The organism is Alistipes sp. An116 (genome assembly GCF_002161005.1).
In the GTDB taxonomy this organism is placed as follows: domain Bacteria; phylum Bacteroidota; class Bacteroidia; order Bacteroidales; family Rikenellaceae; genus Alistipes; species Alistipes megaguti.
The window spans coordinates 1-24,569 of sequence record NZ_NFLR01000027.1; the positions used below are offsets into that span (position 1 = coordinate 1).

23 protein-coding genes and 1 pseudogene are annotated in these 24,569 nt (G+C 54.3%); 14 read left to right on the forward strand and 10 right to left on the reverse strand.

The window, feature by feature from the left end:
* Nucleotides 1-242: pseudogene (locus tag B5E60_RS12440) on the reverse strand (hypothetical protein); the annotation flags it as partial.
* A 414-nt stretch (nt 243-656) separates the two neighbouring features.
* On the opposite strand from B5E60_RS12440, the gene B5E60_RS12445 reads away from it, so the two are divergent.
* From B5E60_RS12445 to B5E60_RS12510, 14 genes are all read left to right on the forward strand, one after another.
* Nucleotides 657-1,652 carry an RNA polymerase sigma-70 factor gene (locus B5E60_RS12445; protein WP_262481287.1) on the forward strand — a complete coding sequence of 332 codons (996 nt, stop codon included), beginning with the start codon at nt 657-659 and terminating at the stop codon, nt 1,650-1,652.
* 335 nt (nt 1,653-1,987) lie between these two features.
* Nucleotides 1,988-2,707, forward strand: a complete 720-nt coding sequence (locus tag B5E60_RS12450; protein ID WP_162611641.1) for a FecR family protein — start codon at nt 1,988-1,990, stop codon at nt 2,705-2,707.
* A gap of 139 nt (nt 2,708-2,846) precedes the next feature.
* Nucleotides 2,847-6,224, forward strand: a complete 3,378-nt coding sequence (locus B5E60_RS12455) for a TonB-dependent receptor (RefSeq protein WP_087312110.1) — start codon at nt 2,847-2,849, stop codon at nt 6,222-6,224.
* A 19-nt stretch (nt 6,225-6,243) separates the two neighbouring features.
* A complete protein-coding gene (locus B5E60_RS12460; RefSeq protein ID WP_162611642.1) occupies nt 6,244-7,890 on the forward strand; it encodes a RagB/SusD family nutrient uptake outer membrane protein in 1,647 nt (548 codons plus the stop codon).
* A 47-nt stretch (nt 7,891-7,937) separates the two neighbouring features.
* Nucleotides 7,938-9,443, forward strand: coding sequence for a glycosyl hydrolase family 28 protein (locus B5E60_RS12465; protein ID WP_162611643.1), 1,506 nt, complete (start codon nt 7,938-7,940; stop codon nt 9,441-9,443).
* A 12-nt stretch (nt 9,444-9,455) separates the two neighbouring features.
* Entirely contained in the window at nt 9,456-10,907 is a 1,452-nt protein-coding gene (locus B5E60_RS12470; RefSeq protein WP_087312116.1) for a glycosyl hydrolase family 28 protein, read from the forward strand.
* Between the two features lie 39 nt (nt 10,908-10,946).
* Nucleotides 10,947-13,637 (forward strand): glycoside hydrolase family 78 protein, encoded by a 2,691-nt coding sequence (locus B5E60_RS12475; RefSeq protein WP_087312118.1) that lies wholly within the window; start codon nt 10,947-10,949, stop codon nt 13,635-13,637.
* Nucleotides 13,634-14,554 carry a ribokinase gene (gene rbsK / locus B5E60_RS12480; RefSeq protein ID WP_087312120.1) on the forward strand — a complete coding sequence of 307 codons (921 nt, stop codon included), beginning with the start codon at nt 13,634-13,636 and terminating at the stop codon, nt 14,552-14,554. Before B5E60_RS12475 ends, rbsK begins: the two co-directional genes overlap by 4 nt.
* Before the next feature lie 12 nt (nt 14,555-14,566).
* Nucleotides 14,567-15,751, forward strand: a complete 1,185-nt coding sequence (locus tag B5E60_RS12485) for a PKD domain-containing protein (protein ID WP_087312122.1) — start codon at nt 14,567-14,569, stop codon at nt 15,749-15,751.
* 67 nt (nt 15,752-15,818) lie between these two features.
* Nucleotides 15,819-16,841, forward strand: a complete 1,023-nt coding sequence (locus tag B5E60_RS12490; RefSeq protein WP_087312124.1) for a nucleoside hydrolase — start codon at nt 15,819-15,821, stop codon at nt 16,839-16,841.
* Between the two features lie 22 nt (nt 16,842-16,863).
* Nucleotides 16,864-17,874: a GRP family sugar transporter gene (locus B5E60_RS12495; protein ID WP_087312126.1), complete on the forward strand. Its 1,011-nt coding sequence runs from the start codon at nt 16,864-16,866 to the stop codon at nt 17,872-17,874.
* 999 nt (nt 17,875-18,873) lie between these two features.
* On the forward strand, nt 18,874-19,101 hold the full coding sequence (locus tag B5E60_RS12500; RefSeq protein ID WP_087312128.1) for a hypothetical protein: 228 nt from the start codon (nt 18,874-18,876) through the stop codon (nt 19,099-19,101).
* Nucleotides 19,098-19,466 carry a hypothetical protein gene (locus tag B5E60_RS12505; RefSeq protein WP_087312130.1) on the forward strand — a complete coding sequence of 123 codons (369 nt, stop codon included), beginning with the start codon at nt 19,098-19,100 and terminating at the stop codon, nt 19,464-19,466. Before B5E60_RS12500 ends, B5E60_RS12505 begins: the two co-directional genes overlap by 4 nt.
* A gap of 146 nt (nt 19,467-19,612) precedes the next feature.
* Entirely contained in the window at nt 19,613-20,041 is a 429-nt protein-coding gene (locus B5E60_RS12510) for a hypothetical protein (protein WP_143260762.1), read from the forward strand.
* 218 nt (nt 20,042-20,259) lie between these two features.
* On the opposite strand, the gene B5E60_RS12515 is transcribed toward B5E60_RS12510, so the two are convergent.
* From B5E60_RS12515 to B5E60_RS12550, 9 genes are all read right to left on the reverse strand, one after another.
* The gene (locus tag B5E60_RS12515) at nt 20,260-20,667 is read right to left on the reverse strand and encodes a DUF7258 domain-containing protein (protein ID WP_087312134.1); all 408 of its coding nucleotides are present in this window, start codon (nt 20,665-20,667) and stop codon (nt 20,260-20,262) included.
* 11 nt (nt 20,668-20,678) lie between these two features.
* Complete coding sequence (locus B5E60_RS12520) at nt 20,679-20,972, reverse strand: hypothetical protein (protein WP_087312136.1); 294 nt, start codon at nt 20,970-20,972, stop codon at nt 20,679-20,681.
* A gap of 40 nt (nt 20,973-21,012) precedes the next feature.
* A complete protein-coding gene (locus B5E60_RS12525) occupies nt 21,013-21,249 on the reverse strand; it encodes a DUF7688 family protein (RefSeq protein ID WP_087312138.1) in 237 nt (78 codons plus the stop codon).
* On the reverse strand, nt 21,246-21,479 hold the full coding sequence (locus B5E60_RS13825; protein WP_143260763.1) for a hypothetical protein: 234 nt from the start codon (nt 21,477-21,479) through the stop codon (nt 21,246-21,248). Before B5E60_RS13825 ends, B5E60_RS12525 begins: the two co-directional genes overlap by 4 nt.
* Before the next feature lie 10 nt (nt 21,480-21,489).
* The gene (locus B5E60_RS12530) at nt 21,490-22,137 is read right to left on the reverse strand and encodes a PcfJ domain-containing protein (protein WP_239403342.1); all 648 of its coding nucleotides are present in this window, start codon (nt 22,135-22,137) and stop codon (nt 21,490-21,492) included.
* Nucleotides 22,138-22,337: 200 nt separating this feature from the next.
* Nucleotides 22,338-22,571: a PcfK-like family protein gene (locus B5E60_RS12535; RefSeq protein WP_087312142.1), complete on the reverse strand. Its 234-nt coding sequence runs from the start codon at nt 22,569-22,571 to the stop codon at nt 22,338-22,340.
* A 24-nt stretch (nt 22,572-22,595) separates the two neighbouring features.
* A complete protein-coding gene (locus B5E60_RS12540) occupies nt 22,596-23,165 on the reverse strand; it encodes a hypothetical protein (RefSeq protein WP_087312144.1) in 570 nt (189 codons plus the stop codon).
* Between the two features lie 61 nt (nt 23,166-23,226).
* Nucleotides 23,227-24,225, reverse strand: a complete 999-nt coding sequence (locus B5E60_RS12545) for a hypothetical protein (RefSeq protein WP_087312146.1) — start codon at nt 24,223-24,225, stop codon at nt 23,227-23,229.
* A 19-nt stretch (nt 24,226-24,244) separates the two neighbouring features.
* Nucleotides 24,245-24,496: a hypothetical protein gene (locus B5E60_RS12550; protein WP_087312148.1), complete on the reverse strand. Its 252-nt coding sequence runs from the start codon at nt 24,494-24,496 to the stop codon at nt 24,245-24,247.
* Nucleotides 24,497-24,569 lie beyond the last annotated feature (73 nt).

A 24,569-nucleotide genomic window follows, 5' to 3' on the forward strand; every position in this document is an offset into this window, starting at 1 on the left:
AAGATGGTGTTGCTGTCGCGCTGGAGCCGCACGACCTGCGGTCGGTAGTCCTGCCGTTGGGCCTGACGCTCCGCGCGCGTCAGTTGCGAGAGGTGTGCCGCGGCACGCTGACGCTCCAGGCGTGTGGCCACCGAGCAGCCTGTCGCGGCGCACATCGCGGCGGCGAGCATGCCGCCCAGAATCATTCGTTGTGCTTTCGTGGTTTCTTGATTTTGATGGTTAATACGTACACATAGACGCAATTGGCTCCTTTTGGTATAAAATTATCTAAATCTAGTTTTTCAGAACTTTACCCACCAAAAAAATTAACCGATGACCCGATACGACTACATATTCTTGGAATTCTGGGAAAGAAATATCTGCCCGTTCTATGAGCGAATGTACCCCGAACTGCTGATCTATATGAGCCACCTGTTGGACGAAGAGTTCCCCCTTTCTGTTCGAAGACTACGTGCAGGACGCTGTCTTTTACGTATATCGCCGGCGCAGGGAGATTCCATGTGCCGTTGTAGCGGAAGGTTATCCGGTACACTTGTATCCGTAACGGAACCTGCAGCTACTTATGGAAGGGCCTGGCACAACAGAATTACCAGGTCCGGCAAGAAAATGCGGACGATGACCGTACACTGCGGATAATCGAACAGGAAACGCTTTCCCTGCTCTACGAAGCTATCGAAGGATTGCCGGAAAAGTACCCGATGATATTCAATCTGAGTTTCGAACAGGGACTGCGGAATGCCGAAGTCGCCCGTCAGTTGCAGATTGCGGAGATCACGGTCAAGAAACAGAAGGCCAGGCTGATCGAATTGTTGAGAGAGCGGCTGAGGAGCAAACTGTACGACCGTTCGTTGAGTTTGCTGTTTTTCTGCTGTTTTCGCAGGAGTAGGGGAGTCCACACCCGCCGTCGGTCGGATTCCGACTCCCCGGAACGAGCGCGTCGAAATGGCGGGAGGCTTTTCTCAGTACATTTCTTCTCCTCTTCAGAAGAATGCCAAAACTCCCGGCTGCAAAAAAGCTCAAACCGAATTTTAATTTTTTCGGAAAAATTTGCATCTTTGAATACGGAAATTTTTTGCAACGTCGATCCGATGCTACCAGAAATTAACGAACAAACCTTGCTGCATAGGCTGAATCGAGGGGATCAAATGGCCTTCGAATTGTTGTTCTATAGATATCGCGGAAAGGTGTACAATTTCGTAAAGTCTTCCCTGCCTTGCCAATATGATGCGCAAGACTTGGTGCACGAAATTTTCCTGCGCATCTGGATCAACCGGACAAATATCAATCCGTCCTTGCCCTTCGAACCCTATCTGTTCCGCACGGCCCGCAATCTGGTGATCGATCGGCTGCGCGCCCGGGTCAATCGTCTCGTCTGCCTAAACGAAGAGATCTTTGCAACAGAAACCGGTGCAGAACAAACGGACCAGTCGATTGAAGAGCGACAATTGGGCGAATGGTTCGATCGAACTTTAAAGCAATTGCCGGAACATCGACGGAAAATTTTCGTGATGAGCCGTATCGACGGTCTGTCCTACAAGGAGATCGCATCCCAATTCCGGATCACCGAAAATACGGTGGATACTCAGATCCGACGAGCCCTGCTTTTCTTCCGGGAAGAGTTCAAAAAACTGAAATTGCTCCTTTTTATCTGATTTTTTCATCTTTCTGTCACGGAACTACCCCGGCTGTTTCGTATATTAGTACGTAAAGCAGCAGAAAGATGGATAATAAATTCGAAATATTAAACAAATTCGTATCCGGACGGGAGTTGTCCGATGAAGAGTTTTCTGAACTCCGAAGCCTGTTTTCGACCCCCGTCAGGGAGCACACCGTCGAAATGTGGCTGGAAGCAAAGTGGAAACTGACCCCCGGAACGGATGTGGAACTCGATTACGGGACACTGCAACGCAAAATTCAGGCGTACGAATGCTCCCGCAGCCTGAAATATCGAATTATAAACTCCCCGGGATTCCGAACCTATCGCCGGATGGCTGCCGTTCTGCTGATCCCCCTGCTTGTTGTCTCGGGCATACTGATGATCCGAGCCTTCGATCCGGTCAAGACCTACACCGCCGAGGCCCCGTGGGGCGAAAAAGCCCGCCTGATCCTGCCCGACGGAAGCCGGGTTCTGCTAAACGCCGGATCCCGAATCCGGTACGGATCCGATTTCGACTGCCGGAACCGGCGCCTGGAACTGGACGGAGAGGCGTATTTCGAAGTGTGCAAAAACAAAGGCAAACCGTTCGTGGTCTCCACGCCTTATCTCGACGTTCGGGTGACGGGTACGAAATTCAACGTCAATGCCTACTCCGAGGAGAAATCGGTCGTCACATCCCTGGTCGAGGGAAGCATCCGGATCAAAACCCGAAATGGCAAAACATATCATCTCACGCCGGGACAGTCGCTGGCGCTGGACAAGGATACGGAAAAAACCGTCTTTCGGGAACTGAATCAGGACGTAACGCTTGCCTGGTGCGAAAACCGGTTGATCTTTGCGGATGACGATATCGTCTCCCTGGCCCGGAAAATTGAAAAATGGTATGGCGTGAAGGTCTCGTACGATCCGGCTCAATTCGGAAACAGCACCTTTACCGTCCGATTGATGGAAGGCGAACGTCTCGGAAATCTGATGGACATCATCGAAACCGCACTGGATGCCGAATGCTCCATGCAGGCCGATACCCTGATCATAAGACGCAGAAAATAACCACCTATCGTTTAACCGCTAAAAAAAGATCAGCCTATGGTATAAAACAGCTTTTCCAAAAAAAGGAAAGAGGCGTCCGACCGCCCCTTTCCCGAATGAACTTTAAAAACTTTGCGCGTCATTAAAATTCATTGCGAATATGAGAAAAAAATCGTTATTATGCAAATGCTTGCTTGTATTTGCGTTATACGCAATTATTTTATTTTCCCCAACGGGCATCCGAGCCCAGTCCGCAACCGGGAAAATCTCTTTCGATCTGAAATCCGTTCCGCTCACGGAGATCTTCAAACAGATCGAACAACAGGTCAAACAACGGATCGCTTATGACGAATCGATCCTCCCCGATCTCAAAATGGACCTTGCGGCCCAGAATGACTCCGTCGAAAACGTTCTTGACCGCGCTCTCGCCGGAACCAATCTGACCTATCGGATCAAAGGCAATTACATCGTCATCACGCGGAAATCCGAATCCCACGCCTCGGCTCTTATGGTCTCGGGTCGTGTCGCCGATTCCTCCGGGCCCCTGATCGGCGCCACGGTGATCGTCAAGGGGAAAAACATCGGAACTGTCACGAACGAAAAAGGAGAATACCGCCTGGAAAATCTCTCCCGTGATGCCGTACTGGTCTTCTCGTTCGTGGGAATGCAGACTCAGGAGATTCCAATCGGAAACCGCACGCGGATCAACGTGACGATGGACAGCGATTCGAATGCAATCGAGGAGGTCGTGGTCAGTTACAGTTCCCAGAAAAAAACCTCGCTGACCGCCTCCGTCGGGGTGATCAAGAATGACAAAATCTACTCCAAACCGGTCGCCGATGTCAGCTCGGCACTGGTCGGACAGATGGCGGGGCTCATTACGGCCCAAAGTTCCGGCGAAGTTGGGGTGGACAAAACTGAAATTTACATCCGGGGTATCTCGACCTTCGGAAACAGCGCTCCGCTGATTATCGTGGACGGCGTGCAGCGCGGCGATCTGAGTATGCTCGACGCCAACGTCATCGAATCGATCTCCATCCTGAAAGATGCGGCTGCCGTTGCCCCCTATGGTATGGCGGGTGCCAACGGTGTCATCCTGATAACGACGAAAAGCGGATCGAAATCTCGTCCGACACTCACTTACAACGGATATACCGGATTCCAGAATCCAACCGTCGTTCCTCAGTTGCTGAATGCGTACGATTACGCCCGGATGATGAACGAAGCCGTGCAGAACTCGGATCCGAATGCATCGTTGCCCTATCCCAATCCCGAAGGTTACCTGAAAACCATCCGCCGAGCCCCGGATGCCGATTACGACCGGTATCCGGATAGCAACGCCTGGGAGGAAATTTATCACGAAAATGCGGTCATCACGAGCCATAATGTCGGACTCTCCGGAGGTACGGATGTTGTGAAATACTACATGGGACTCGGATATCTACATCAGGCCGGAATGTGGCAGACGTCACACATGAACAAGTACAACATGTTGCTCAATTTGGAGGCGAAAGCAACTCGTACGACAACGGTTAAACTCTCGTTCAACGGAAACTTCCGACGCATCAAGGCTCCGGAGGCAACCGAATCGACGATCATGTCGTATGTCTTGCAGTACAAGCCGGTCGATGCATTCTGGTATACGAACGGACTCATGGGCGCATCCAACGGGAAAAACCCCTATGGCATGACCCAAACCGGCGAACGACTCTACGAAGATACCAACATCTTCACGCAGTTGTCCGTCGAACAGGAACTGCCCTTCATCCCCGGACTGAAAATCAAGGGCGTTTTCAGCTACGACCCGACAAGCGTGTTCCAGAAAACCTGGCACGAACCCGAAATGACCTACTATACGATCAATACGGATATCCTGCCCTATGTCTACACCCCTGTGGAATCTACCGAAAAACCCAGCCTTGCCGAATCACAATCCGATTCGAAAGCATACACCTTCCAGGGAATGTTGACCTACGCAAACACTTTTGCCGGAAAACACTCGCTGTCGGCATTGGCCGTTATCGAGGCCCGGCAGGTTGATACCCGGCACATGAATGCCTCCCGAACGAATTTTGACCTCAACATCCCGGAATTGAGCATGGGAAACTCAAACTCTTCGAACTGGAGCAACGGCGGTGGATCCTCGAAAGCCACTCAAATCGGATATGTCTACCGGCTCTCCTATGAGTACGACCACAAGTACCTGCTGGAAACATCGGGACGCTATGACGGAAACTACTACTTTGCCAAAGGCAAGAAATTCGGATTCTTCCCGTCGGTCTCCGTGGGCTGGCGCATTAGCGAAGAGCCTTTCGTTAAAAACCGACTCGCTTGGCTCACCAACCTGAAACTCCGGGCATCCTGGGGCGAATCCGGAAATCTGGCCGGAGCTCCCTTCCAGTACTCCTCGGCCATGAACGTCTACGGAGGAGCCTACGTCTTCGACGGATATCTTTATCAGGGAGTAGCCGAGAGCCTCGAACCCAATGTGAACATTACCTGGGAAAAGGCCCAGAAAACGAATGTCGGACTCGACCTCGGACTGTGGAACAACCGCCTGACCCTGGAGGCGGATTATTTCTACGAACGACGAAACAACATGCTGGTAAGTCCGCAGACCGTCGTGCCGATCGAATACGGCATCGGCATCGCGCAGGAGAATGCTGGCGTGATGGAGAACCGCGGTATCGAGTTTACCCTCGGCGGAAACTATTCCTTCCCCTCGGGATTGCACCTGGAAGGCAATTTCAATTTCACGTATGCACGCAACAAGATCATTCAGATCTTCGAAAATCCTCTGACCCGCGACAATCCTCTACGTGCCCGCACGGGACGCCCACTCAATACGCCGTTCGGATTGAAGGCCGAACGTCTCTATCAGGAGTATGACTTTGACGAGTACGGAAATCTGTGGCCGGATCTTCCGCAGCCCACATTCTCCGATGTCGCCCCGGGTGATATCAAATGGGCCGATTTGAACGGAGACGGTATTGTCGACGGTGCCGATGAAACCGCCCTGGGATATCCCCAACTGCCGCAGATCATCTACGGTTTCTCGATCAAGGCCCTCTTCCGGGGGGTGGATCTCAGCATGCTCTTCCAGGGGGCCGGACAAAGTACGACCTTTATCGACGGAGGTCTGGCATTCCCCTTCGCCGGAGGCGAGAATCCGCCCCAGGCCGCCAAGGATTATTGGACTCCCCAGAATACCGATGCCGTCTATCCCCGTCTTTATGGTACGGGCGGTGGAAACAGCAACAACTTCCGGCGCGGAAACAACGACTGGTTCCGGCGAAGCGGAAACTATTTGCGTCTGAAAAATGTCGAACTGGGATACACCTTCTCCCGGACTCTGTACCCGAAACTGCCGCTGCAGTCCCTGCGAATCTATTTGTCGGGGCAGAACCTCTGGACGATCAGCGACCTGAAAGAGTTCTATGATCCCGAAATGGGCCAGGTCGGTTCGGATGCCAATACGCGCGGATGGTACAGCCCCCAGCGCAAGATCGTCAGCATCGGCCTGAATATTACATTCTAACATGAAAATACAGGAGCAAATGAAAACGAATATATTCCTGATCGGTTTATCACTGCTGTCCGTCACGGTACTGACGACTTCTTGCGGAGAGGATTTCCTGACGGTCGTGTCTCAGGAACAGTTGGATTCCGAAGTCGTATTTTCCGACTCCTCGGGTGGCGATCTTTTCTTGAGCGACATATACAACAACCTCCCGGATCAAGAGACCCTCAACTCTGACGGATTCGGATACGACTCGTTCGAAATGTTCGGCGACAATGCCGTAGCCCGTTACGACTGGTGTGTCAGTTGGAACATCGGCATAGCCCGGGATTACGGGCCCAACAATACCAGCTTCCTCTATGCACACGGATATCCCAGCATCCCTTTCTATTATCCGCGAATGATGGCCAATATCCGCAAATGCAACGTCTTCATCAAACAGATCGAAGACCACCGGGAGAATTATCCCGAAGAGTGGCTGATAAAAAGAAAGGCGGAGGCTCGTTTCCTCCGGGCGTATTTCTATCATCTGGCCTGGATGGCCTATGGCGGACTTCCGATCATCACCATACCTCTGGATCGCAATACGCAGGGGGATGATATCTTCTATCCGCGTTCGACCTTCGAGAAGACGTTCGAATTCATCACGAAAGAATTGGCCGAATGTGCACTGGATCTCCCCAATGAGGTGGGGGCCGGACACGCCACGCGCGGAGCTGCCCTGACCCTGAAAGGGTGGTGCGAACTCTTTGCCGGACACTATGATCTGGCCGCCGCAACGAATCTGGAGGTGATGAAATTGAACGTATACGACCTTTATCAGGGTGGATATGGTGCTCTTTTTACCGAGCAGGCGAACAATTGCGAGGAGTCGATTTTTGCCTATCAGCATGTCCCCGGAAACAAAATCTCGCAACGCTCGATGCTGTTCGGCCCGATCGGTGCATACAACGGATGGGGATTCATGCAGCCAACCCAGAATCTGGTCGAAGAGTACCGCATGGCTGAATCGGGACTCCCGATCAGCGAAGATCCTTCGTTCGATCCGCAGAACCCCTATGAAGGCCGGGAAAAACGCTTCTACGAATCGATCATTTACCACAAGTGTACGTTCTCCGGAAAGGTATATGAGGCGCAGGACCTGTACGACCCTGCATCGAACTTCTATACGGGATATTTCCGGTGCAAGGGGATTGCCGAGCCGTTGAATCTCGGGCAGGAAGGATATAATTTCTTCTTTTTCCGCTATGCCGAAGTCCTGCTGAGCTACGCGGAAGCCAAAATCGAACTGAACGAAATCGATGCCTCCGTCCTGGAGGCGATCGACCGGGTGCGCAATCGAGGTGAACTGCCCTCCCTGGAGGAGACATACGGCAAAACAACCTTCTCGCAGGACGAATTGAGGACCATCGTGCGTACGGAACGTCGGATCGAACTGGCCTTCGAAGGTAAACGCTATTGGGATCTAATCCGCTGGCGGGAAGCCGAACGGCTGCTCAACCTGCCGGTGCGGGGTATCAGCTATGAGAACGGTGCGTACGTGGAGAAGACCGTACACTCCATGAAATTCGATGCGTCGAAGAACTATCTGTTCCCGATGGATCAGGGATGGATCGATCTCAATCCCAAGTGGCAGGAGCAGAATACCGGTGAATTCGTTCACGGACAGAATCCGGGGTATTGATTCCGTAGGAAATGACAGTAATAATCAACAAACAAGTTTGCAAGCGTATGTTCTCGATCAACAGCTATAAATTTTGGAAGTTACCGGCACTCCTGATCTTTGCCTTCCTGAGTTCGGGTTGCGAGAAGGATTCGACGCCGGGCCCGGACAAAGACCGCTACGAGGGAACCGGATACAAGGTATATGTGAACGGCGAAGAGGTCCGGGCATATACCTGCCGCGTTTCGGCCGTTCCGTTCAATCAGATCTGGGATGGGTACCAGCGCCCCATCGATCAGACTGAACTGGCCTATATGGCCCAGTGGGATCTGCCGGAAACGGGCAACTCCGAGGTGGTCATAACCGTCAAGCAACCCATCGCCTCGGTTCAGATAAATCCCTCCTGGGAGGGAATCCAACCACGGGTCGACGGGCAGAACGTATCGTTCACCCTGACAGGCCTCACTCCCCGGAATCTTACCCTGGAGGTCAACGGAACCCACCATGCGCTCCACCTTTTCGCGTGCGCACCGCAGACGGATATTCCGGCCGAGGGTTCCGTCACCTACTATTACGGACCGGGTATACATCGCCCCGGACGCATCAAACTGCAGTCCGGTGCTCGAGTCTACCTGGCTCCGGATGCAGTCGTATTCGGGAGTTTTTACGCCGTCAACGCTTCCGATATCCGCATTTGGGGACGCGGAACCATCGACGGTAGCCAGCTCGACCGCGGAATGGGTTCGGGTCTGGGATTCTCGGGCTGCAGCAGTATCGAGATCGAAGGCATCGTGCTGCGGGATGCTCCCATGTGGTGCTGCTCCCTTTTTGGGTGTACCGATGTCAACATCAACAACGTCAAGATCGTCGGACAGTGGCGCTACAATGCCGACGGAATCGATGTCGCAAACTGCTCGAACATTCAGGTTTCGGACTGCTTCGTCCGTTCATTCGACGACGCCCTGGCCGTGAAAGGCATGTTGCAGAACAACGGTGAACCCGAAATAGTCTTCATCGGAGACCAGAACGTCGAGAATGTCACCTTTGAACGGTGCGTTCTATGGTGCGACTGGGGACGCGCAATGGTTATCGGAGCGGAAACCTATGCACCGACGATCCGGAATGTCGTATTTCGTGATATTGACGTCATTCGTACGTCGGATGTCTTCATGGATATCCTGCATGGCAACAAAGCCGCAATCAGCGACGTGACGTTCGAGAATATCGACGCTGGAATCGACGACCATACCCCGGAGCCCGTGTTCCAAACCGAACGCGGCCAGACCTATACGGATCCGAACCGAGGTTATGTCCCTCGACTGATGAGTATCTCGATCGCACCGAACGGCTGGCTGGATGACAAAACCCTGGGAACGGTCGACCACGTGACCTATCGGAATATTACGGTCCACGGGAATCAGGTGCCGACCTCGGACTTTGCAGGCTATTCGAGTGTGTACCGCATTAAGGACATCGAGATCGACAACCTTGAACTCGACGGTTCAAAGGCCACGGATGCCGCATCGGCCCACCTCTCCATCGGGGAATATGTCGAGAATGTGGAGTTTCGATAAACCGGATAGCCTATGAAAGTGATTCGTTGTATCGAAACCGTCTTGCTGGCCGTCTTGCTGGCATCTTGCGGAACCCGACAAACTGACACCTATCGCCTGGAGGTGAACGGTCGCAGTGTGAAAATTTACGACTGCCGGGTTTCGGGGGTGCCGATCAACCAGGTATGGCCCGGGTATCAACGTCCCCTGGAGCAGACCGATACCGCCTATTTTGCTATCTGGGAGATGCCACAGCAGGGACCGGCCCAGGTGGAGATTGTTGCAGATCATGAAATCCGGCAGGCCCGGGTCGTCCCGGAATCGGCCGGAATCGAACCCCTCGTATCCGGACGCCGGATCCGATTCACGATGGAGACGCCCCGCAATGTCGTCGTCGAAGTCGACGGCGTGCGCCGCGCCTTGCATCTCTTTGCAAACCAGGCCTTGAAGAATACACCGGATCCCGAGGAGCCGGGAGTGCATTACTACGGCCCGGGATTCCACGATGCGGGAATCGTCCGGCTGGAGAGCGGGGACCGTGTCTATCTGGCTCCGGGAGCCGTCGTCTCCGGAGGATTCTATGCCGTCAACGCCCGGGACATCTCAATCTCCGGACACGGTATCATCGATCAAAGCCGTTACGAACGGGGATCGGGCAGTATCGTCGGATTTTCGGGATGCAAAAACATTCGGGTCGAAGATGTCGTTTTGCAGGATGCCTCCATGTGGTGCTGTACGTTCTTCGGATGCGACTCCGTAGAGGTCGACAATGTGAAAATCATCGGCCAGTGGCGTTATAATTCGGATGGAATCGACGTCGTGAACAGCACCCGGGTCCGGATCCGAAACTGCTTCGTCCGCTCGTTCGACGATGCGCTGGTCGTCAAGGGGATGAAACGGAACCTCGGAGAACCCGAACCGCTGGATATCGGGCATCTTCCCGTTGAAGAGGTGCTTTTTGAGAATTGTACCGTATGGTGTGACTGGGGACACGCCCTGGAAATCGGAGCGGAAACCTGCGCCCCCTACATTTGCAAGATCGTCTATCGCAACATCGACATCCTCCGAACCTCGTTCGTGGCAATGAGCATTCTGCACGGAGACGGAGCTCCGATCCGCGATGTCCTCTACGAGGATGTCCGATTGCATATTGATCCGCACACTCCGGCTCCGGTATTCCAGACGGCTCGGGACCAGGTATATAAGGATCCGGGGAATTATGTCCCGATGCTCTTCGAAGCCATTATCAACAAGGATCCGCTGTGGGCCCAGGAGGCGGAAGTGGGTGATGTCGAAGGTGTCGTCTACCGGAACGTGTCGGTAAACGGACCCTCGCCCTCCTCCTTGATCAAAGGCCTCGATGAGAAACACCGTATCTGCGGAATTGTTATCGAAAACCTGCAATTTGACGGTGTTCCGGTCCGCAATGCGGCTCAAGCCCGGATTGATCTTGTGCAAGCGGCCGATTCGGCGGTGTTCCGTTAATCAGCCCGAAAATTTCTGAAGAATCAAATAGCGGGAAAGATGATTGCAAAAATATTTTCAGGATGTAATCTATTTCTGTTTCTCTGCGTCATGACGGCACAGGCCGCAAGCCTGTCTCCGGAATACCTGCGCTGCGAATCCCGACTCGCGCCGGAAGGAATCGGCGAGTGTCGGCCCCGCCTGAGTTGGGAGCTGCGCGCCTCGGAAAACGGCCCGAAGAGTATGCAACAGGCCTATCGGATTCTCGTAGCCTCCTCCCCAGAACTGCTGGACCGGGAGGTAGGAGATCTCTGGGATTCGGGAAAGGTCGCTTCCGGGGCAACCTTCGGAATCCCTTACGAGGGTCGATCGCTGCAGTCCCGTCAGGAGTGTTACTGGAAAGTCTGCATCTGGGACGGAAACGGCGAATGCTCCGACTGGAGCGCTCCGGCACGCTGGAGCATGGGGCTGCAAACCTATCAGGACTGGGCCCCGGCCCGGTGGATTACGCACCGGGTCGAAACTCCGGCCGACAGCATCGGACTTGTTCTGCCGCCGGCACGTTACTTCCGACGCGATTTCGTGATAGATAAACCGGTCCGGCGAGTCGTAGCATATGCTAGTGCCAAAGGCGTCTATGAACTGCATCTGAACGGACAACGGATCGGTGCCGACTACTTTACACCGGGATGGTCTGATTACCGGAAACGGATCTATTACAACACGTACGATCTGACTGACAGGGTGTTGAACGGAGAGAATACGATCGGTGCCATCGTCGCGGACGGATGGTATGCCGGATATGTCGGATTCGGGATTCTGGAACACCTGGAGCGATCCAGGGAATTCTATGGAGTCGATCCGGCTCTGTTGTGCCGGATCGAGATTGAATATGTTGACGGAAGCAGTACCGCATTGGCCTCGGGACCGGACTGGAAGGCGGCGGAAGGCCCGATCCGTCAGGCTGATCTGCTCATGGGTGAGGTCTATGATGCACGTCTCGAACAACCGGGATGGGATTCCCCGGGATTCGAGGCGAAGTCCTGGGCCCCCGCCTCCGTGGCGATGAATCCCGACGGGGCATTGATGGCCGCACCGACCGACCCAGTACGTGAAATCGAACGCCTGACCCCGGTGTCGATTCAGCGGACGGGCCCCGATGCCTGGATCTTCGATTTAGGACGGAATTTTGCCGGAACCGTTGCCTTGCAGGTGCACGGAGAAGCGGGCAGAACCGTAAAACTCCGCTACGGAGAGATGCTTAATGCGGACGGAAGCCTGATGACCGAAAATCTCCGATACGCTCGCGCTACAGATTACTACACGCTGCGCAACGGCTCCCAGTCGTGGATGCCCCGCATGACGTATCATGGGTTCCGGTACGTAGAGCTCTCGGGTCTGGGGTATGAACCGGATGAACGGACCCTCACCGGAATCGTCCTGACTTCGTCGTTTCAGGAGGCTGGACAGTTTTCCTGTGGGAATGAACTCGTGAACCGGCTTTGGGCCAACATCTCGACCACTCAACGGGCGAATTTCTTTGAGATTCCGACCGATTGCCCCCAACGGGATGAACGCCTGGGCTGGACCGGAGACATTCAGATCTATGCCCGCTCTTCCACGTACCACTCTGATGTCCAATCGTTTCTTTCGAAGTGGCTGGTCGATCTGGATGATGCTCAACGCAGCTATGGCGCCTATCCAAGCTATGCGCCGTATCCGTATGCCATCGCGATGGAGTATGCCCCCGGGTGGATGGACGCGGGAGTCATCGTCCCGTGGACACTCTGGCAGGTCTATGGTGACTGTCGAATCCTGCGGCGGATGTATCCCGGAATGAAACACTTCCTTTCGTTTTACGAGCAAAGCGCTTCGGAAGACCTGCAACCGCCAATTCCGACGTTCGGAGATTGGCTGGCCGTAGGGAAAACCGCCTCGGATGACTTCATCGCCAATGCCTATTATGCGTATGATGCCGATTTGATGTCGCAGATGGCCGGCGCCCTCGGCGCCCGTCAGGATTCGGTCCATTACGCCTCGCTGGCAGCCCGTATCCGGAACGCCTTTGCCAAGCGGTATATCGCGCCCGACGGAACGCTACGCGGAAACGACTGCCAGACAGCTTACGCTCTGGCTCTCTATTTCGGGCTCTATCCGACGGCTCTGGCTCAGGCCGCTGCGGACCGTTTGGCAGACATGATCGTCCGAAACGGAGGACGCTTCACTACGGGATTCCTGGGAACCAAACACGTCATGATGGTCCTCTCTCAGTACGGCTATGACGAACTGGCCTACGGCCTGCTACTGCAGCCCGATTATCCGGGATGGGGCTATTCGATCCTCAACGGCGCCACATCGATCTGGGAACGATGGGACAGCTACACTCGGGAGTATGGATTCGGTGGCAGGTCCGGAGAGAACAACGCTCGCATGAACTCGTTCAGCCATTATGCGTTCGGATCCGTCGCCGAATGGCTCTTCCGCTATGCGCTTGGAATCGAGACTGCCAGTCCGGGCTTTCGGCATATCGTCCTCGCCCCGCACCCAGATTCCCGGATCGGGTGGATGAAAGGCTCGTATCGATCGATCTGCGGAACAATCGAATCGGAATGGCGGGTGGGCAGACAGAAAACGGTGTATCGCTTCCGGATTCCGCCCAATACGCGCGCAACATTGCGCTTGCCGGGACAAAAACCGCAGTTGCTGTGGCCGGGAGAATATGAATTCGAACTCAAAAATACAAAGTCATGAAAACAGTTGTCATCGGAAGTTCCAATATGGATCTGATTTCGGTCGTTGAGCGGATGCCGCGGCCCGGAGAAACCGTTGGAGGTGCACGTTTCATGCAGGCCTTTGGCGGCAAGGGAGCCAATCAGGCCGTAGCCGCAGCCCGGTTGGGAGGAGACGTCGTCCTGGTGGCGGCCTTGGGTGACGACCTCTCGGGCCGTGCCATGCTGGAGCATTTCGCATCGGAAGAAATCGATGTCTCACATATCTTTACTGATCCGGATAAGGCAACCGGAACTGCTCTGATTCTAGTCGATCAAAGCGGCGAAAACTCCATCGCTGTAGCTCCGGGTGCCAATTATTCGTTGACCCCCGAGGTTCTCAAATCACGGGAATCTGTTCTCTTGGGCGCTGGAATGCTGGTGTTGCAGGCCGAAATTCCCTATGCGACGATTCGGGAAGCCGCCTTTGCGGCTCAACGTAGGGGCGTTCCCGTTTTGCTGAACCCTGCACCGGCCTGCCGGATCGATTCGGATCTGATGTCGGCCATTGACATCCTGGTCGTAAATCGCTCCGAAGCCTCGTTGGTCAGTGGACTCTCTCTAGATGAATATCCGCTGGAAAAAGTCGCCGAACGTCTACATCAGGCCGGGGCCCGGCAAATCGTCATAACTCTGGGTCGCCAGGGCTGTTACTTGTATCGGGCATCCGGGAGTCTGACCATCCCGGCATTCCGGGTAGAGACCGTAGATACGACCGCCGCAGGAGATGTTTTCTGCGGAGCATTGGCCGTAGAGGCCCATGGAGCCGAAATTACCGCCGAAACCTTACGTTTCGCCAGTGCCGCGTCGGCCCTCAGCGTGATGCGACGCGGGGCGCAACCCTCCATCCCGAACCGGAGCGAAGTAGAAGAGTTTTTAGTCAAGAATCGAAATTTTTAATGAACCTAACCTATGAAAACGTTTCAACAGTTTATCCCGAAGGTGTTTGTTCTCTGCCTGCTGCTGTCGACGGCCGCATGTTCGGAAAAAGATGATCTCGATATCCCGGGGCACACCATCCCGCCCAAGGCCGTCCTTTCGTCGGACCAAACCACGTTTGAGGCGAAGACAGGAGCCCTGTTCGTCCTCGAAGCCACCGTTACCCAAGGATACAACGTCCAACATGAATGGCGGATCGGCGATGTGGTCATCGGAAAAGAGGCCCGTCTGGAATATTCATTCCCGGAAGCGGGAACGTTCGAGGTGGTCTATTCCGCCCTGAACGGATACGGAGCCGATCGGCACAGCTTTACGGTCATTGTATCCCAGGGTACCAATCCGGGAATTACCTTCTCGACCGATCAACGCTCCTTTGAACGCAGTATCGGCGAAATGGTCCGTATTACGGCCAAACTCGACGATAATATTACGGGAACCCAATCGTGGACGGTCGACGGCAAAGAGATCTCGACCACGGACCAGTTGGACTATTCCGTGGCAACGCCCGGTACCAAACTCATCAAGCATACGCTGACCTATGCGGAAGGAACCTACACCACCCAGTTTACGTTGACGGCCGTCATGAGTGATTATGGGAACCGCTTCAAATGGCGGGAGGGCAAGGATTATGTCATTTGCCTGAAGGATGACCTGAACAAAGTCGTAGCAGCCGACGTCGAGAATACGACGGCTCCCTATAAGGTCGAAACCTGGGACGGAAGCGAAAAACAAATATTCCGCAACGGGTATCATTTCGGCTATGGACCGGTTCCGACCCTGGAGTATTATAATTTCTATAATGTCGCCACACACAGCGTCCTGCAATGGACCGGAATGGCCTGGCCCAACAATCCGGTGGATCCGGTAACGGGGGCAATGGGCGCCGATCCGTGGGATGGATGGTTCATGGATGTGAACAGCACCGGAGATGTCCGTTTCGTACACTTCTTTGCCTTGTGGGACAGCCATCCCAATCCATCGCCCGATCTGATGAGCAGTTGTCTGACCGTGACCGACAATGGAACCCGCATTGGTGTCTATTCGTTCTACTGCTGCGGTGCGGACGGACGCCCGGATTTCGTGAACTACCAAGCTTTGGGCGACAAGTATTACGAGTTCAAGATGATTGCGGTAGAGGACATGCCGCAGGTAGAATAATAAACAGTTAAAAACGCTCTTTCCGGATGAAGATTCTCCATCCGGAAAGAGCTCAAACAGAAAAAACATGAAATCGATCGTATTGTTTCTGTTGATCAGCCTGTCGTTTGCATTGACGGGCTGTTCCGACCAGCCGCAACGTCCGGCTCCTGTTCCCGTAATCTTTGACACGGATCCGGGAAACGACATCGATGATGTTCTGGCCCTGCAAATGCTGTTGAATTACCACAAGGCCGGCAAGATAGAACTTCGGGGTATCGGAATCGGAAAGATGTATCCCCGTTCGATAGAATACATAGATGCCTATTGCCGTTACAATGGCGAACCCAACATCCCGCTGGGGTATGTTTATGAAGGGGTCAATCCCTATCCGGAAGCCGGGAACTACATCGACCGGACGCTCGACACGCTCATCTCCGGAAATCCGGTTCTTGTGCCGGCACGGAGATTTGCGGACAGTATCCCCGAGGGGTACAAACTCTATCGACGGTTGCTGGCCGAGGCTGAAGATGCTTCAGTGGTGTTCATCGCGGTGGGGCCCTATACGAACGTCGCGCGGCTTTTGCAGTCGCCAGGCGACGAGATCTCTCCAATGACCGGGCAGGAACTGGTTGCCCGGAAGGTGAAATTGCTTTCGCTGATGGGCGGCACCTACAATGACGCCACCTTCAACAATCCGGAATGGAATATTCTGCAAGATCTGAACGCCTCCCGGATCCTCTTCTCGGAATGGCCGACACCGTTGATCGCAAGCGGTTCGGAGGTCGGGGCCCGCATTCATTATCCGGCAGAGAGCGTCCTTCGGGATTTCGGAGGGGAAGCCGCTCCGTTGTGTATTTCATACAAGACTTATCTACCCATGCCATATAACCGGGAAACCTGGGATCTGACGGCAGTATTGTATGCGATCGAACCGGAGCAAAGTCCCTTTGGTACGTCCGAATCCGGGCGGATCACCATCTCCGAGGAGGGATACAGCCGCTTTACTCCGGATCCTGAGGGGCGTCATCGTTATCTGACCCTTTCCGAAGAGCAGATCCCGGCGGCAACAACCCGTCTGATCGAGGTTTGCGCGGGAAAATCGATCTAAAATGAATTAAAACCGAATAGATATGTTTATCGTAGAAAGTTATCCGCTGGCTGTCGTGTTTTGCATTGTGACGATGTTGTGCTGGGGATCCTGGGGAAATACGCAGAAACTGGCAGCCAATACCTGGCGCTATGAGCTTTACTATTGGGATTACACGATCGGAATGTTGTTTTTTTCACTCCTTGCGGCTTTTACACTAGGCAGTATCGGAACGGAAGGACGCAGTTTCCTGGCAGATATCGGACAGATCGCTCCCGGGAAAATGGGCAGTGCCATCCTGGGCGGTGTGATTTTCAACGCCTCAAACATCCTACTTTCGGCATCCGTGTCTCTGGCTGGCATGGCCGTGGCCTTCCCGCTGGGTGTGGGAATCGCACTGGTGCTGGGGGTTATCGTCAATTACTTCGGAGCCCCGAAAGGTGATCCCGTATTCCTGTTTGCGGGTGTTCTTCTCGTCGTTCTGGCCATCGTCTGCAATGGCATTGCCTCAAAACACAACCAGGACGGCAGCACCGATCACCGCTCAAAAAGCAAAGGTTTGATTTTGGCACTGTTGGCCGGTATTTTGATGTCGTTTTTCTATCGGTTCGTGGCAGATGCTATGGATCTGACGAACTTCGCGGCACCGAAAGCCGGATTGGCAACTCCGTACAGTGCCTTTGTCCTCTTCTCCGTCGGTGTTTTCCTGAGCAATTTAGTATTCAATACACTGGTGATGAAATATCCGTTCTCCGGAGAGCCGGTCGCTTATGGAAGTTATTTCCGGGGCAGTTTCTTCACCCATCTGGTCGGAATCTTGGGCGGATGTATCTGGGCTCTGGGAACATTGTTCAGCTATATTGCGGCAGGGAAGGCTGGAGTTGCTGTCTCTTATGCATTGGGACAGGGAGCACCCATGATTGCAGCATTGTGGGGCGTATTTGTCTGGAAGGAGTTCAGCGGTACCGGCCCCAAGGTTCATCGGCTCCTCACTGGAATGTTCGTGCTGTTCATTGTGGGATTGGCGCTCATCGTGGTCTCCGGAGGAAACTGATCCGCATACGGACGAACCACCATTCCATGAACAGCTCCGTCAGTGTTCTTCAATCCGCCTTTCCGACCCGAACAAAAACAGCTAGTGAAGATGGGGTAGAGGAGTCTTTTACGAAAAAGAAGGCCCGCAACCTTCAAGGTTGCGGGCCGTTGTTATCCGAGCTTGACTCCGTCCCGATCCGCTCCTTGCATCACACCCGAAAACGTCTGAAACAAAAACGTTACCTTTCCCCGGAATGTTTTTTTTGCGTGGTTTTTCCTAAAGATTAGTTAAAGATTTTTTGATCCCAGATGCAGATCTTCGTTCCAATAGAAGAGAGATTCTTTTCTCGTAGTTCGATAGTTTATTTGTTTCAAAAGATAATCTATATGAGCCGCAAATACGAGTGATAGCAAAGGATTTCAGTACTCGTTTACAATCCAACGCTCGACTGATAGGGGCTTTTTTATAACAGCCCGTATTTATCCATCACATGTGAGTTATAATAACTTTGTGTAAAATCATCCGATGTTACCGACGTTTATTCCAACTCTGCAATCTAATAAGGACGTATCTGTGCGTCGGGCCCTGTTTCGACGGGCTCGGAAGAATCCGGGACTAAAAACAGCTCACAAGGAATCGATTTAACCGAAGTATTGGGGCAATAGACAACAACTCTTTTGCTTGTGGCTCTTTTAATTCGTTTTCCTTGATATCTGAGTTCTGTCGTATCTCTTCTTCGATGGCTGTAGCTTGTGTCTCAATCGTCCAAGAACGGTTTTTCCACGAATACATGGTTTCCACATGATGAAGCCGCCATCCGAATATTTGCAGAACCACCGGATTGGGGAACGACCCTATCGTGGACCGTACCGGGATGCATTGCGGTTGTAGTCGTTGCACAAGATTCCCAACAGATACTTCTTGGTCATCGTGGATTTGAATAGAGCGAAGGATGAACTGTGCGGTAACGATTGCAATATCAAGTAGAAGCGCCCAAATGTGGACGATGATTTCTGTGTGGAATTTCCGGATGTGCCGATCGAATGGGGTGTCATCGAGGCTGTGACAACGCATCGCAACGGTACGTTGGTGAAAGACCGTGTCGTGATGGCCGGGGAGCCTGTGGCGCTGGCGATCCGGGTTTCGGCAGACCGGATGATGTCCACGTCCGACAACATCGTCGAGTTCAAGGTGGACATTGTCGACAAGGACTGTGTGCATGTCTATGGAGCCAACATACGTTGAAGTCCCACGTTGAAGGTCCTGCGACACTCGTCGGCCCCGATGTCTACATCAGCGATCGGAACAAGCTCGAGGAGTACGAGGGTACGATGTATATCGACGCTCCGGTGATCAACCTGATCCGGGTGACCGGAGAGACCGGCACGGTGACCATTACGGCTTCGGCAACGGGGCTCAAGTCGGCTTCGGCGACGGTCGAGGTGGTGGATTACATCGATTCCTCGCCGTTGCCGGGAATCTCCGAACTGCGGTTAAATCCTGAAGGACGGAAGCCCGTAGCCATCAATCTTTCGCAGGCCAATTCCGTTCCGGCCCCAAAGGAGATGAAGCCGTTCGCCGGAGAGGTGTTGTTCCCAATTTCGCGCTGAGAAGAGTTTCGGACTCTTGCCGAAGCCTTCGTCCGGGAACAGAACCCGGACTTCGATGCCTCGACACTTGAATTCAGCTACATACTCGATGCCTTTACCTCGATTCTCGCCTCTATGGTGCACTATATTTAATATATTTTAATATATTGGAGAGCGGAGCTACATCGTGGCACACGACTACAACTTCATCGCCAACCAATACGACGTCTCGCAGGCCATTACGATACGGCTGGCCTCCCGGAATCTTCCCCGAAGGATATATCCGTTACAAGACCAACTACTACGCGAAGATGATCGTGTGGGACGGCAAGGATATGAACTATCTGGCCGTCTGCGATCTGATCGACCGGATTCACGAAGGCGATAAGGTCGTGTGGATCGGAGCAGAGAACCCCGAGGAGGAAATGCAGGCGGAGGATGATACGGATCTGAAGACGTTGCTTACCAAGGTGTGCCCGCAGACCGAAAAACTCTACAAGGATGCGAAGAGTCGGATATATTGGATGTCTGATGCCCACGCTATAGTTGCTCGATGCCGATGCGTGATGTTGAACGATCCCGCCTCACACTGGTAACACAGTCTGAATACCATACGATCACTGACCGCTGTTGGGTGACCGTCGGCAGGGGGCTTCCTGTGGAGGCCTACAAGGACATCTGCTATGTCTACTTTTCGCTTGCTGGAGAAGCTCCGGTCCGAATCGAATGCAGCAAGCCGATTACGTGCTGTGAGGTCAGTCCGGCAGTTCACGGCGTGGAGGCCCGGATCAAGAATGGATTGCAGCGTTCATGCTTACCGCGACAAGGTGTGGGTCGTATGGATCAACGGCCGGGAATGGTTTTTCCTACTGACTGATCGACCGAAAATGGCTCCGGCCTGAATGGCTAGGTGATGAATGCAGCGGATTTCGTCGATGGAGAAGGGCTTCAGTCCGCCAACCGTCTGATAATTAGGTTCTTTTGGTTCGGGCAAAATCCGCAGGTATCTGAACGACCCGAACTCGTCGCACTTGCGTGCCCAGTTACACTCTTCGGTGTAGAGATCGGCGCCCCAACGTTGGGGCGTGTCGAGGCGGATGTTCACGCGGACGCAATAGTCGTCCTCTTCAATAGATATAATCCGGCCCGTGACCCGCGATCCGAAACTGATGCACTCGCACCGTTTTCCAATCAGACTTTCATTTACTTCCGTGGTTTTCATAAAGCGTTGGTTTATATAAGTTCGACTTCCGTATTGGTGATGTTGGCCCGGAACAGACCGTCACGGTATATGGCGCGGCTGTTCCTCCAATTTCCGCGGCGGCGAACCAATGCCGTCGCGGGCGGGGCGATCTCGATGCTCGTTGTGGCGGCATCATCCCCGAAGGTGATCTGCGCTTCGCAGTTGCGCCACGTCTCGAAGGGGGTGCGAAACCCGTTCATCCCGTCGAGCAGAAAGAGCGCATCGCGGACTTTGACAATGGCTTCGGGCGACGGGGTGTCCGTGCCGTGATAGTTGATTTTCATGGTTGGAGGGGATTTACGGGCGGCCTACGCCGCCCCGGTTTTACAAGGGGGGGTGGATGAATGCTTTGTCGAGGATCTTGCCCCGTTCGACGAACTCGACCACGCCGGGCTGGAAGTGCATTTGAGCAAATGCGACGTATAGGAGGTAGTCGCGATGTTCCGCGGGGCTGTCGAAATTGCGTCCTTTGAGGTTGTTGAAGATCATCCGGAGGCTGATGCCGTCCTCGGAGCGAAGGAGGGCCTTGCCGTTCTGCCGTAACTCTTGCGTGGCGTTCATTGCGGTCTGTATGTTTCAAGTCGGGATGCGATTGATGCGAGGTCGGCGCGCTCCTGGTCGGTAAGCGAGAGAACGAAGTCGTTATCGCTGTACCAGCAGCCGTTATCGCTGCGTGCCGTGAAGCAGCGATGGTCGGCGGTTCTCAATACGGCGAACATCACGGCGAGTTGCTGGACGGAGAGGCCGCTGAGTGTAAAGGTGCGGCTACTTGGGCAATAGTTGATTTTCATGGCTGTGAGGTTATGCGGCGATGCGTTGCTGAATGAGAGACATGTTGCGGTTCACGAGGTCGATGATCCGCGCATGATAACTGGTGTTTTTGTTGCAGACCCCACGGCTTTGTACGACGGCGAGTTGGGAGAGCGACACTTCAACCGTCTCGATGCGCTTGCCGTCGATGGTCGCCGAGAGGATCAGCGAATCGTCCTTGCGGTAGTAGCCGTTCGAGTACACGCAGTGGTGCATGGCCTCACCCTCGTCAAAGAACTCCCGGACGCTCTCCAAGACATGGATGCGGATCTTCCCGTCGTGGAATGTCAGCCCGAAGAAACGGGCCTTTGCCTGCTGATAAGCCTCTTCGCATTTGAGGATGAAGGCCTCCTGCTCGGCCTTTCTCCTTTCAGCGCGCAGGCGATTTCGTTTGACCATGTAGCAGTCGTGTTCCTCGCGCAGATTGGCCGGACAGACGTATTTGGGGCTGTGGAGATCCTTGCCCAACTCCCGGAGCATGTCGAGGTAGTCGCACCAAAGGGAGGCATCCTTGACGGTGTAGGCGTTGCGCGCGGCGATGCGGATCGAGGGCCAATAGTGCTCGAAGTTCCTGCCGTCCCGTTGCAGATAGAGGCGTAGTAGCTCCTCCTGCCCGATTTTGGCGTAATAGTCCACCATGAATATACGGATGACTTGCAGACCGTCGCAGGCGGTGATAAAGGCCGCATAGGCGTGTTGCTCGAATCTGAGTTTGCGGGTCTGCTCGATCCGGAGTTTCGCTCCGCAGTGCGGGCAGGTGCACCGTTTCCGGGAGGTGGTGTTGTGGAATACCTCTCCGCAGTCGAGGCAGGTGGTCTCGCCTTTGCTTGTGCGGCGGCCTATCGGCTCGACAACGTGGGTAAAGGCTGCAGGACAAGGGCATAGATCTCGTCGTCGGCGAATCCGTTTCGGCCGCTTTTGTAGACGCTGTCGAGGATGTAGTCGCAACATTCGTCGATGTTCTTCTTCGGGTTCTCGTATCGCGGACGGAAGAGTTCGTCCTCCTGCGCGCGGCCTTCCAGATAGTGCTGGATGGTGCGCTTGAAATAGTCGGTAGCTGTGTGCTGTGCCATGTTCGTTCGGGTGTTGGGTTGATGTTATTGGATGCGGTACATGCCGTTTCGGGAATCGAAGCGCACGTTGCAGAAGATGAAGTCGGGGTTGTCGACGCCTCCCGCCGTGGTTGTGGTCTTCGCATTGCGGGCTTTGATCCACTCGGCGAGGAAGTCGCGGAAGATGGCGCACCCGAAATTGGAGGTCAGATGCTTATAGTGGAGGCCGTTTACCTCGATCAGTACATAGGGATAGAAGTAATAGAACCCGTCGGAAGCCTCGGGCGAGACGATGCCGATGTCGAGGACGTGAACCGGGTAGAGCCCCTCGGAGATTGCCGTGGCGTTGTCGCGCCGGGCCTGCACGCGGAGCAGTTCGAGGTAGTAATCCTTCTTGACTTGGAAGGTCTTGAACGAGGCGATCCATTCGCGTACACGGGGCTCGAATCCGGCCATGCCGTTCGATACGAACAGGTGGATGTGTCCGTCGATGAGGATTCCGTAATCGGTCGTCCCTGACCATTTGCCCGTACAACTCGATGTCGTGCGCGTCCATGTCGTGCCGCCGAGCAGTCTGACCAACTCGTTTACGGCTGTTTGGGTGCTGTTCTCCATGTCTGTGTGGTGTTTGAGGGTTGATAGTCGGGGCGGAGAGGCCCGCCCCGTTGTCCGTTGCTTATGCCCCGATCAAGGCTTTCACTTGTTCGCTTCGGGTCTTGGGGAAGATCCACCCGGCACGCTTCTCGCCTTCATGCGAGAGACGGCTGTTGAAGCGGCCTCCGAGCGCGGCGAGCGCATCCTTGATCGGGCGGGTATCACCGAAGAGGGCAATGGCCTTTTCGGAGTAGTCGACGATCTGAAACTCACCCTTGACGGCGATCGGCCCGACCTCGGCCGGGGCTTCCTCTGCGGGTGCTTTGAGGCGGATGTTCGCCTCGTCGCCTGCCGTATAGCCAAACTCCCGGATCGTGCGCTCGCGGTCGCCAACGGGGACTTTCTGAATGATCCACCCGCTGTAACGGCTCTCTCCGAGGTAGTAGCCGCCGCCCATCGAGTATTTCTCGCGGTGTTCGTACTCCTCGTTGGGTTCACTCAAGTAGGCCGTTTCGGGCATGTTGGCGGCATACCTGCGCATCTCGGAGAAGAGGTCGCGGGTGTGGCGGGAGAAGCCCAAAATTACGGTGCGCACGGTTCGGCTGGAGAAGTAGTCGGTCATAGGGTCGCTCTCGTCCTCCCTCAGTCGGGCGACGATTATGGCCTTCGCGTCGTGGGGCAGGATTTCCGCAAGGCGCTTGCGCCCGATGGCGGCCTGCTCGTCGGCTCGTTTGCGTTCGGCCTCGGCTTTCTTGGCCTTGATGCGAGCCTTCTCTTGGGCCTCGCAGGCGAGGGCGGCGACCTCCATTGCGTCCATCTGTTCGTGGCTCACGTCGTCGAAGTAGAGGCCGATTCCGTACTTCTTGGATAAGGGTTCGAGGATGTCCGTGCGGCGGATTTCCTTCGTGTCGAGGTTTACAAGGTGGTAGAGGTATCCGTTAGCCGTGTGTTCGACCCGGCAGATGACATAGCGATCCTGCGACATGTAAGGGCCGAAGCCGATAACGATTTGATTCTCTTGGGCGACTTGGATTTCGGTGTCGGTGGTCGTACCTCCGAGCAGGGAATAATACTTGGACATAGTGTTGTGTGTTTAGATGTTAGCAGATGAGCGTGAAGAGGAAGGAAAAGAGGCCGATCAGCACGACGAAGGAGAGCAGGCAGGAGAAGATACCCCGCAGGAGGTTAGAGCAGAAGAGAAGGGCCAAAACGACCCAAAGAAAGCTACTTCCGAAGAGGTGGAAGCCGAGGATTGCCGCCCCGACTTTTGCCGCCGCCCGTACCCCCGAACCGATGCTGAGTGGAAGGTTGGAGGTTTTCTGGTTCCTGTTGTTTTTCGTTGTGCTTTTCATAACCTTCGACTTTTTTTTTATGCCGTAGCGGAGCCGGTATGGATGGTATCTTGGTTCAGGAGCTTTGCAAGGC

Bases quoted from the DNA above. Each gene is read 5' to 3' on its own strand.
- B5E60_RS12450 (WP_162611641.1), top strand. From the start codon at position 1,988: ATGGCTGCCGTTCTGCTGATCCCCCTGCTTGTTGTCTCGGGCATACTG.
- B5E60_RS12455 (WP_087312110.1), top strand. From the start codon at position 2,847: ATGAGAAAAAAATCGTTATTATGCAAATGCTTGCTTGTATTTGCGTTA.
- B5E60_RS12460 (WP_162611642.1), top strand. From the start codon at position 6,244: ATGAAAACGAATATATTCCTGATCGGTTTATCACTGCTGTCCGTCACG.
- B5E60_RS12465 (WP_162611643.1), top strand. From the start codon at position 7,938: ATGTTCTCGATCAACAGCTATAAATTTTGGAAGTTACCGGCACTCCTG.
- B5E60_RS12470 (WP_087312116.1), top strand. From the start codon at position 9,456: ATGAAAGTGATTCGTTGTATCGAAACCGTCTTGCTGGCCGTCTTGCTG.
- B5E60_RS12475 (WP_087312118.1), top strand. From the start codon at position 10,947: ATGATTGCAAAAATATTTTCAGGATGTAATCTATTTCTGTTTCTCTGC.
- rbsK (WP_087312120.1), top strand. From the start codon at position 13,634: ATGAAAACAGTTGTCATCGGAAGTTCCAATATGGATCTGATTTCGGTC.
- B5E60_RS12485 (WP_087312122.1), top strand. From the start codon at position 14,567: ATGAAAACGTTTCAACAGTTTATCCCGAAGGTGTTTGTTCTCTGCCTG.
- B5E60_RS12490 (WP_087312124.1), top strand. From the start codon at position 15,819: ATGAAATCGATCGTATTGTTTCTGTTGATCAGCCTGTCGTTTGCATTG.
- B5E60_RS12495 (WP_087312126.1), top strand. From the start codon at position 16,864: ATGTTTATCGTAGAAAGTTATCCGCTGGCTGTCGTGTTTTGCATTGTG.
- B5E60_RS12515 (WP_087312134.1), bottom strand. From the start codon at position 20,667: ATGAAAACCACGGAAGTAAATGAAAGTCTGATTGGAAAACGGTGCGAG.
- B5E60_RS12520 (WP_087312136.1), bottom strand. From the start codon at position 20,972: ATGAAAATCAACTATCACGGCACGGACACCCCGTCGCCCGAAGCCATT.
- B5E60_RS12525 (WP_087312138.1), bottom strand. From the start codon at position 21,249: ATGAACGCCACGCAAGAGTTACGGCAGAACGGCAAGGCCCTCCTTCGC.
- B5E60_RS13825 (WP_143260763.1), bottom strand. From the start codon at position 21,479: ATGAAAATCAACTATTGCCCAAGTAGCCGCACCTTTACACTCAGCGGC.
- B5E60_RS12530 (WP_239403342.1), bottom strand. From the start codon at position 22,137: ATGGTGGACTATTACGCCAAAATCGGGCAGGAGGAGCTACTACGCCTC.
- B5E60_RS12535 (WP_087312142.1), bottom strand. From the start codon at position 22,571: ATGGCACAGCACACAGCTACCGACTATTTCAAGCGCACCATCCAGCAC.
- B5E60_RS12540 (WP_087312144.1), bottom strand. From the start codon at position 23,165: ATGGAGAACAGCACCCAAACAGCCGTAAACGAGTTGGTCAGACTGCTC.
- B5E60_RS12545 (WP_087312146.1), bottom strand. From the start codon at position 24,225: ATGTCCAAGTATTATTCCCTGCTCGGAGGTACGACCACCGACACCGAA.
- B5E60_RS12550 (WP_087312148.1), bottom strand. From the start codon at position 24,496: ATGAAAAGCACAACGAAAAACAACAGGAACCAGAAAACCTCCAACCTT.